Raw genomic sequence first — 8462 nt, forward strand, 5'->3', positions numbered from 1 at the left:
GACAGTTACGACTAACAGCCTTAAACAACTTATATATCAGCACCATTTGTTGGCACTTCTGCTAGTGTCCAGTTTAACTGTGAGCGATATTCAGCTTCTGTTTTTAACGATTTACCTGGCACAGATAAAGTGACCGCCGTATTACGCATCACCTTGATTTCCGATGGTTCAGCCCCTCCTTCACCCGGTACTAAATCGCTCCCTTCTTGTAACGTTTTTTCTGAGTTACCAAAGTGTGCCGTCCATAACCCTGCTCCTTCACCCTCGTTCGCTGCCATTACAGGCACTGCTTCTTCGGGTTGTAACACGACTGTTTTGGCAACCTGAGACGGTGCTGCTAACTCTGAACCAGTGATTGTTTTAACCTCACTTTGCTCTAAAGTAATGACCGCACCTTGCAATTGCTTGCCTGCCGTGGAAGTCAGTTGTTTTGCCTGTGTTACCGTTAATGTCCAGCCAACTTCAGTTCCACGATTATCGGTAATCTGAACGTAGTTCGGACGATACTGTTGCTCGCCTGCCACCGTAATTGCTTGAGCATAGGCATTATATACGGCATCCTTCGTTGTGATTTTAGTAGTTCCGAATTGTAAACTTGAGGCAAAATCAATACTCAGTGGACCTGGTGTTCCTGGATTGGGACCCTCGGGATCTGTTGGGTCAATTGGATCAACCGGTGTCCCTGGATCCGGATTTTCTGGATCAACTGGTAAAGTTGGGTCGGTGCTCTGGATGAAATTGACCACTGCATTTGACTGATAATCTTGCGTTTCTGCCGCCTCAGCTGTCATAATAGTACCTGTCACCACCGCTGTTATTAACGTAGTAATTGCGATTCTTTTACCAAACATTTGTAAATTTGTCATTTATATCGCTCCCTTTTTTCGCTATTTTTGTTACTTCATGTTATCATTCGCTGATTTCGTTGCGCTTGTTCGATTATTTGAATACCCCTAGTCAAACTCGCTATGATAAGCAGGTCGGCTGTAAATAATAATCCCGTCTGTGTATCGCCTGTCATCGGTAAATGACTAGGCAGCTCCATGGATGACGCATTCGGTTGCGCTGTACTTTGTCCCGTCGGCTCAGAAAAAACATACTTCCCATAAAAACCTGTTACCACCTGTGACTGATAACTAGTATCGACTGAGGCAACTACCGCATTAACCTGTCCACAAAGGCTTATCATCACTATGAGAATAACGCTGTTAATTATGCGCATCTTTAGTCCTCCCTTTACGCTCGTTAGTCATTGCTGTTAACTTCCGCTAGTACCCAAGTCAAGCGTGAACGATATTCCACTGCTGACTTGGGCGTACTTCCCGGCACCGCCAATTGCACAGATGTGTTTTTAGTAACTTGTTTTACTGAACCATCCGCTTGTTTTTCTGCGACTTGTTCAAGTTTCCCAAAGCGACTAATCCACGTGCCGTCACCAGCTCCTTTCGTCGCAGCCATTACCGGCACCGCCTCCCCTGGTTGAAGAGTGACTTTCTTAGAAACAGTCGGCGCTTCAACCGCGACTGTATTCGAAACCGCCTCACTATCTTTAATTGTGATAACAGCCCCTTTTAACTCATTGTATCTGGCATCATCATTTTTGAATTGTGTGTCTTGCTTCACATGTAACTGCCATCCTGCCGATAAGCCGCGATTATCGGATATTTGCACATAGTTTGGTGTTTCTTTCCCAGCTACTTGATAACGTTGCGGATTTGCATAATACAGTGCATCAACTGATGAAATTTGATTCACGCCAAAGTCAAAACTAGAGGCAAAATCAATACTTAAAGGACCTGGTGTCCCTGGATTAGGACCTTCTGGATCCGTTGGGTCAATCGGATCAACTGGCTCAGTCGGATCGGTTGGATCAACCGGATCGACGGGATCAGTATTTGGTATAAATCGAACCGCTCCATTACTTTGGTAATTTGCTCCTGTTTCAGCAGCCTTGACTTCGGCCGTATTTACAAGTAATCCCATTGTACCTAAACCAACTAAACTTGTGACTATCAAACACTTCTTATCATTTTTCATCATTACTTCCTCCTCTGTTTTGTTGACGCTTCTTCCTTAAATAAAGCCATAAACCAATTAAAAACAACGCGACGCTAATCCCACCGCTATAAAACCAAAAATAACTGTTCTGAACAGTCACGTCCGTATCGTTATACTCTTTTGCCTTAGCACTTGTAATTGTGAAATCTTTTTGCCACTGCCATTTCTCTTTAAACGATGAAGCTGTCATTTTCAAAGTGTAGTCACCCGCTTGTAATCGTTCCCCTTCACCTAAGGCAATTGGATAATCAAAGTTCGTATTAGGCGCCATCTGCATCATCGTAGTACTGCTTTCATACAATACCTTTGTTTGGCCTTTTCGCGTTACTTGCCCCTCGACTTGCAGTTGATTCACAAAGGTCGACGTCTTATTTTGAATCGTAGCTGCGACAATATTACGATAATTACGCTGACTCGCAAACACCTTTTTCAATTCAAGTTGCGGTGTGATTTTTTCGGTTGATTGACGTAGTTCGAATCCGACAACATAGGCATAACGATTATCGATTGCCATCCCACCATCACCCGTTGATGCCTTCGTCTCCGGTCGTTCTTCAGTCAACGTCAATCCGGCCACAACAGTACCACTAAATTTTTCATCTGGGATTGCCACCTCGATGGGCAACAGATAAGTCGAATCTGCTGCTATCGTAATTTCACGTGGCACTGTTAGCCATTTCGTTACATCATAAGGCATCGTGGCATCACGCTTCTTTTTACTCGGACTATAATCAACAACTCCGCTGTTATTGGTCGTCGCACTCGCAATTTTCGGACGAATCGTAACCGCTTTATTCGTTGAATTCGTCAATTTCACCTTTAATTGTTGCGTTTGTCCTGATGATACTAATAAATCAAAATAACCTTTTTTAGCATCCTTTTGATTGGCCGGTTTTTCAATTTCGACTGCAAAATTGAAAGAACTCGCACCCACTTGCCTGTAACACAACAACAAGATCACAAGACTCACTAAAAAAAAGCCATCCACTCAGTCTTTTAAAAATCATTCATTAACAACACCTTCACTTGGTTTAATATATTCCATCCAAGCCTCCCTCCTCTTTAACTGCAAGCATAAACGATTACTTCTTAGTCGCAAACTAATCATTTATTACTGGCTAAAACAAATATACCCCGTATTAAGTAACCATCCTATTCACATAAATGCTGTCAAAAAGACCATATATTGAACACATCATTGACGAGTACCCTTTAATATCTATGCTAGGAAGGAGTGTTGACATGCATAAATTACTTGATAACCATGATAAAAACAGCTTATTCTGTTTGCGCTATTTTTCCGAAAAAAAATCGCTATCAAAAATAACGATTCAAGACATGCTCAACGATTTGCAATGGGAGCGACGTAAACTATTAAAAATACTTGCTGACTTGTCTGAAACGAGTAAACAAAACAACTGGGAAACTTACCTGACCTTTAAATATGTCAACAATGAACTACATATCGAGCTTTCAGATGCATTTTCTCTTGATTTTTTCTTAGCCTATTATTTAAAAAATAATGTTCTTTTCCAATTCTTAATCGAGTTATTCAATGATGATTTTATTGATTTACAAAAGTTTACCGAAGAACGTTTTTTAGCAAAAGGGACTTTTTATCGTAAAATGAAACGCTTAAAAATACTGTTAGCTGATTTCAACTTACACATTGATTTAACAAAAAAAGAACGAATTATCGGTGAAGAACACCAAATCCGCTACTTTTTTCACTGTCTTTTCACTGAAGGTTATCATTTTTCGCTTGCGTTCGCACATAAAGTTGAACATGCCCCCATTAATGCTGTGCTAGCCTTTATAAAGAAGATCCATCCCGAACTCCCCTATTCTTTTTCCCTTAAGTTACGCTCTTATCTCGCCGTCACTTTAACACGTATTACGCAAGGGTTTTATGTGCCTCTGCAAGAAGATTATCCGCACGCCTTCTCAACTACAGTTGCGACAGATATTTTAACTCAGATTCAAACGTTATTATTAACAAACCTTTCGCCAAAACAACTGCGGGCCGAAACAAATTTCTTTTATATGAGCTTGCTCGCCAACAATACCTATCCCTTAGATTACATCAAACGCGAAAAATTACCTGTACAGCTTTTTTTAGAACATGTTTCCCAACAAACCAAACGTTTTATCAACCTATATGCCCGCTTTTTTAAACAGCCGTTAGCTGCCACTGAGTATTTTTACTTACTGATAAACTTAACCGCAATCGATACCCATACGAGGCTATTCAAGGGTTCTACTAATCATTTTCGCATGGATTTCAATGTCAGTCTGTTAAAAAAAAACTATCCCTTACTTTATAGTATGTGCGATAACTTTTATAACTTTTTACAAAAAGAAAACAGTCGTACCTTGTCTGATACGATGAAAATTAACTATTTCTTCTTACTACGAGAATTAATCGATACGACTGAACGATCCGTTAATATCTGTTTGTTATCCAAAGTGAACAGCCTCCAATATGCCACTTTAAAGAAAAAAATCCAACGCTTATCACAGGTTGATTTGAGCTTTATTAATCATCCGTCTGCCGAAGTTGATTTTTATATCGCGGATTTCAAACTAAGTGCGTTAGAAGATGCCTATCCTGACGCTGTCTTTCACTACTGGCCTTCATTGCCCGATGAAGCCGAACAGTTTCGTTTAGTGCAACGACTCAACCAACTCTACCGTCAGCCCACTCAAAGGCCTCGTGCAAAAAAAACGACAACCTAATATTAGGTTGTCGTAGATTGTAGACAAAGTCTAAACAGACTTCATTTTCTTTAAAATTCTATTACAGTGACTTTGTTTACGAGCTGATAAGGCTAAATAGAAACGCTGTTATATCCTCTCATTGTATGAAAAACGAGCCTTCGAGGTGAGTGTACAGATGGTATTCGACTCCGAGAATGCATGCATTGACGACCTAGAACAGCGTTTATCTTCAGTCTGAAAGTAGTAAACCGCGATGGTTTAGTACTTTTTTATGTAGCACAGTCTTATTTACGATTGAATAGCATTAAATAGCCGAGTACAATCCCTAAGATGATATAGACGTTTTTAATGACATAAACAGCGATATGATAGTTTTGACTCATATCTTCTGCTGAAAACGGATAATCCAACTGCTTAAAACAAATAACCCCCACTATAAAAATAATCACCATTACAATGTACTTTAAAAATTTCATTTTTCTTCCTCCTTCGTTAATAATTAGCAAGCTCTGCTTCCGTGTTTACATTAATGATTTTCGCACCACTATGAATGCGTTGCATTAATTGTGCCATTGTTGCTTGTGGAACAGCTATACAACCAGCTGTTGCTGTTGCTGCTCCATTACTCACATGTAAAAAGAAAGCCGAACCGCCACCGACACCTCCATTATAGTTAATAGTGATGGCATATTGATACTGGGTCGGATAATCAATTAAATGCTCATCCGCCTGATTAGACGAACTCCGTTCCTGCCATGTATTATACTGCGGGTCATTGACGTTTGAAATCCAATAACTATTGGCTGTAATTGGTTTAAACGGTAATAGTGTGCCTGGATTCGATGTCCCGAAGGCAAACCCTAAACCATAGCTCCCTTTTGGTGTGGCACTGCGCGATTCACTTGCTTGACTTTTGTTTGTGCCTGTGTGATTTGTTTAATTGATATTCCGCTTGCAAAAGGTCAGACTTAACTTCATTAATGACATTGATTTCATGATCATTAAATAATGACCTGGCCACAAACCCTTCACTCGATATGAGCAAGGAACTGGCATCACTTTTCACATAATTACTTTTGTAGCGTGTCATTTCATTCTTTGTTGCTTCTAACAAATAAGGCTCATTTTCTGGTCGCGTTTTTCGAGTGAATCATAGGCAAACAGCGCCTCCATCAATTGATAATTAATGTCTTTGATTGTCTTCATTTCATCGAGCGGTTTTGCGGGTTCTTCTTCAACTTTCGCAAGCGAACGGAATTTTTTCAGCTCGCTATCTTTTGCCTTGCTTTCTTTTTCATTCTTTTGATTGCGGACTTGCAGAGCGTCATTACTATTCGTAACGCTAATTAAGCGACTGATTAAAAACAAGACGAATACCACAGCTATAACAATTACGACTTTGTTCTTCATTTTCTCCCTACTTTCCGGTTATACCTAAAATTGGTGCGGGGTCAATTTGTCCGCCCCATTGTTCTTTTCTAATTTCAAAATGCAAATGAGCCCCTATTGATTGCCCTGTATTGCACACTTTACCCATGACTCGACCTTGTTTCACTTCTTGAACTTTCGTTACACTGACCTCATTTTGATGGGCGTAGAGTGTCCATTCTTTACTTTGTTTATGTTCCAGCAACACCACATTACCATAATTATTAAAGCCATTACTATTACTTCCCATTCCGGCAAAAATAACCACGCCATCATCAGCCGCTTTAACAGCTGAATTCATCGGTTGTGCAAAGTCCAAGCCTTTATGTTGTTCCCTTTGACCTGTCACTGGATTGATTCAATCAACAAAAACTGAGCTTGCAATCGGATTATCTACGGGAATAATGTACTTCCCTGTGCCACCACCAACGAGATTACCACTGCTACAATCATAGTATTGGAGGATGTTTTTGAAATAATCTTTATCCCCTGGTCCTGCACCAAAGCCTGGTACGACATTTTTATAGAAGTAATAATTGGCTTCTTCTGACCATTTTCCATTGCGTTCTTTTTTGAGCCATGGGCCAAACGACGGAAACTGATATAAGACGGATGAAATGTTTACATCGCCTTCATTAGTCGGTGAGGGATCATGTCCAGCCTTAGTCGCATCGACTTTAAAGTCATTGCTGGCAAAGGTTTTAAGGTGTTTTAAACAATGTGTTTAAAACGTTTGTACCAAGATAAAATGGTACTAAACTAGTGGTTCTATCGTGAAAGAGGTAATTGAAATCTTCGAATGATTCATTCCAAAAGGACGTTCTATAAGTCCGATAAGCGCTCGACTTGTCCAACGGATTCAAACATGGATGAATAAGTTACCACGTCGGATTTTAGGATTCCAAACACCAAAAGAACTATTTTCAGAAGAAATTACAAAACTTCAGTTGTTCACAAATGAAAAAGTAAACTTACTATCATGATTTGATACGGATGGCTAACTTATTCTTGCAATTCATGATTTAAATTATTTACTTGTGATAACGTCACTTATGTTAACTATTATAAATTTGACTTCTTGTGTACATTTGTAATACAATAGAAACGTAGAACAAATGTACACAAGGAGGTTTTTTATATGAGTACCGTTACATTTAGAGTTTCTGATGAGGAAAAATCATTCATTCAATCTATGGCTGATTTAAATGGATTAAGTTTATCAGAACTGGCTAGAACTAAATTATTAGAAGGATTAGAAGATCAAATTGATATGGATTTATATAACAAAACAATCAAAGCTCATGAATTAAATGACGAAAGTATCTCACACCAAGATATGCTTCTAGAATTAGGATTATGATGGATAGAACATACACCGTTCGATATGAAAAAAAATGCACAAAAATCACTAAAAAAAAAATAGATAAACATCAAGCTCGTCTTATATTATCTTGGATTTCTAAAAACTTAGAAGGAACTGATTCTCCTAGAATTCACGGAAAAGGTTTAGTAGGAAATAAAAGTGGTCAATGGCGATATAGAATAGGCGATTATCGTTTATTAGCAAACATAGATGATGATACTATAACTATTCTAGTTTTAGAAATTGGTCATCGTACAGAAGTATATAAATAAAAAAGACTAATTGTATAATCAAGTTATGTAGTGATCCCCAAAAGTTAGACTTTTAGGGAGTGGAGAAATCCACTCCTTTTTTTCATATCGCCGATAGTAAAATTAAGCTAGACAAATAAAAAAGTCATTTGTGCGACACTCAAAATAGTTCCGACCAAAGAATTATTAGGAGTGAAGACAAATGACCTATAAACATCTCTACACCAAATGTACTTGTAATGATAGAAGCCTATTTCCAAACGAAACAATCTGTTTTAACCGGATTGAAGAGACTAGGACGTTCAAGACAAACGATTTATAATGTCTACAATTTTTTTAAGAAAGGTTCCTCAGCCAGTGATTATTATCAAAAATACAAAGAAAATAAAACATATTGTGGCAGACGACCTATCATTTTAAGTACGGATCAACAAACTTACATTCAGAAAATGACAGCTAAAGGCTGGACACCTGATGTGATTATTGGTCGTGCTGAGATACCTATCTCATGTTCTGTTAGAACGCTCTATCGCCTATTTAAAGCGAACGACTTCGATATCACAAAGCTACCAATGAAAGGTAAACGTAAGCCAAACGGACACAACGAACGTCGCGGAAGGCAAGCATTTAAGCGTAATATTTCG

The 8462-nt window shown here is 38.9% G+C and carries 10 protein-coding genes and 2 pseudogenes; 4 read left to right on the top strand and 8 right to left on the bottom strand.

The window, feature by feature from the left end:
* Positions 1-29 precede the first annotated feature (29 nt).
* The 4 genes from BCAMP_RS06490 to BCAMP_RS06505 are packed head-to-tail and all read right to left on the bottom strand — an operon-like array spanning position 30 to position 3028.
* Complete coding sequence (locus BCAMP_RS06490) at positions 30-866, bottom strand: WxL domain-containing protein (RefSeq protein ID WP_035314583.1); 837 nt, start codon at positions 864-866, stop codon at positions 30-32.
* 35 nt (positions 867-901) lie between these two features.
* Entirely contained in the window at positions 902-1222 is a 321-nt protein-coding gene (locus BCAMP_RS06495; RefSeq protein ID WP_035314585.1) for a hypothetical protein, read from the bottom strand.
* Between the two features lie 23 nt (positions 1223-1245).
* Positions 1246-2040, bottom strand: coding sequence for a WxL domain-containing protein (locus BCAMP_RS06500; RefSeq protein ID WP_232217935.1), 795 nt, complete (start codon positions 2038-2040; stop codon positions 1246-1248).
* Positions 2027-3028, bottom strand: coding sequence for a DUF916 and DUF3324 domain-containing protein (locus BCAMP_RS06505; protein WP_198015729.1), 1002 nt, complete (start codon positions 3026-3028; stop codon positions 2027-2029). Before BCAMP_RS06505 ends, BCAMP_RS06500 begins: the two co-directional genes overlap by 14 nt.
* A gap of 272 nt (positions 3029-3300) precedes the next feature.
* Between BCAMP_RS06505 and BCAMP_RS06510 the strand changes: the two genes are divergently transcribed.
* A complete protein-coding gene (locus tag BCAMP_RS06510; protein WP_035314590.1) occupies positions 3301-4794 on the top strand; it encodes a helix-turn-helix domain-containing protein in 1494 nt (497 codons plus the stop codon).
* Between the two features lie 266 nt (positions 4795-5060).
* On the opposite strand, the gene BCAMP_RS06515 is transcribed toward BCAMP_RS06510, so the two are convergent.
* The 4 genes and pseudogenes from BCAMP_RS06515 to BCAMP_RS14335 form a co-directional block, all read right to left on the bottom strand.
* The gene (locus BCAMP_RS06515; RefSeq protein WP_035314592.1) at positions 5061-5252 is read right to left on the bottom strand and encodes a hypothetical protein; all 192 of its coding nucleotides are present in this window, start codon (positions 5250-5252) and stop codon (positions 5061-5063) included.
* Positions 5253-5268: 16 nt separating this feature from the next.
* Positions 5269-5655 (bottom strand): annotated as a pseudogene (locus BCAMP_RS14330) (toxin Cry1Ac domain D-VI-related protein); the annotation flags it as partial.
* Between the two features lie 228 nt (positions 5656-5883).
* Positions 5884-6186, bottom strand: coding sequence for a hypothetical protein (locus tag BCAMP_RS06525; RefSeq protein WP_035314597.1), 303 nt, complete (start codon positions 6184-6186; stop codon positions 5884-5886).
* Positions 6187-6193: 7 nt separating this feature from the next.
* On the bottom strand, positions 6194-6553 hold the full coding sequence (locus tag BCAMP_RS14335; protein WP_232217936.1) for a M23 family metallopeptidase: 360 nt from the start codon (positions 6551-6553) through the stop codon (positions 6194-6196).
* Between the two features lie 789 nt (positions 6554-7342).
* Between BCAMP_RS14335 and relB the strand changes: the two genes are divergently transcribed.
* The 3 genes and pseudogenes from relB to BCAMP_RS06545 all read left to right on the top strand — a co-directional run.
* Positions 7343-7564 carry a type II toxin-antitoxin system RelB family antitoxin gene (relB, locus tag BCAMP_RS06535; RefSeq protein ID WP_035314599.1) on the top strand — a complete coding sequence of 74 codons (222 nt, stop codon included), beginning with the start codon at positions 7343-7345 and terminating at the stop codon, positions 7562-7564.
* Positions 7561-7839: a type II toxin-antitoxin system RelE family toxin gene (locus BCAMP_RS06540; protein WP_156921170.1), complete on the top strand. Its 279-nt coding sequence runs from the start codon at positions 7561-7563 to the stop codon at positions 7837-7839. Before relB ends, BCAMP_RS06540 begins: the two co-directional genes overlap by 4 nt.
* Positions 7840-8020: 181 nt before the next feature.
* Positions 8021-8462: pseudogene (locus BCAMP_RS06545) on the top strand (transposase); the annotation flags it as partial.

Origin of the sequence: Brochothrix campestris FSL F6-1037 (assembly GCF_000525915.1) — a bacterium.
In the GTDB taxonomy this organism is placed as follows: domain Bacteria; phylum Bacillota; class Bacilli; order Lactobacillales; family Listeriaceae; genus Brochothrix; species Brochothrix campestris.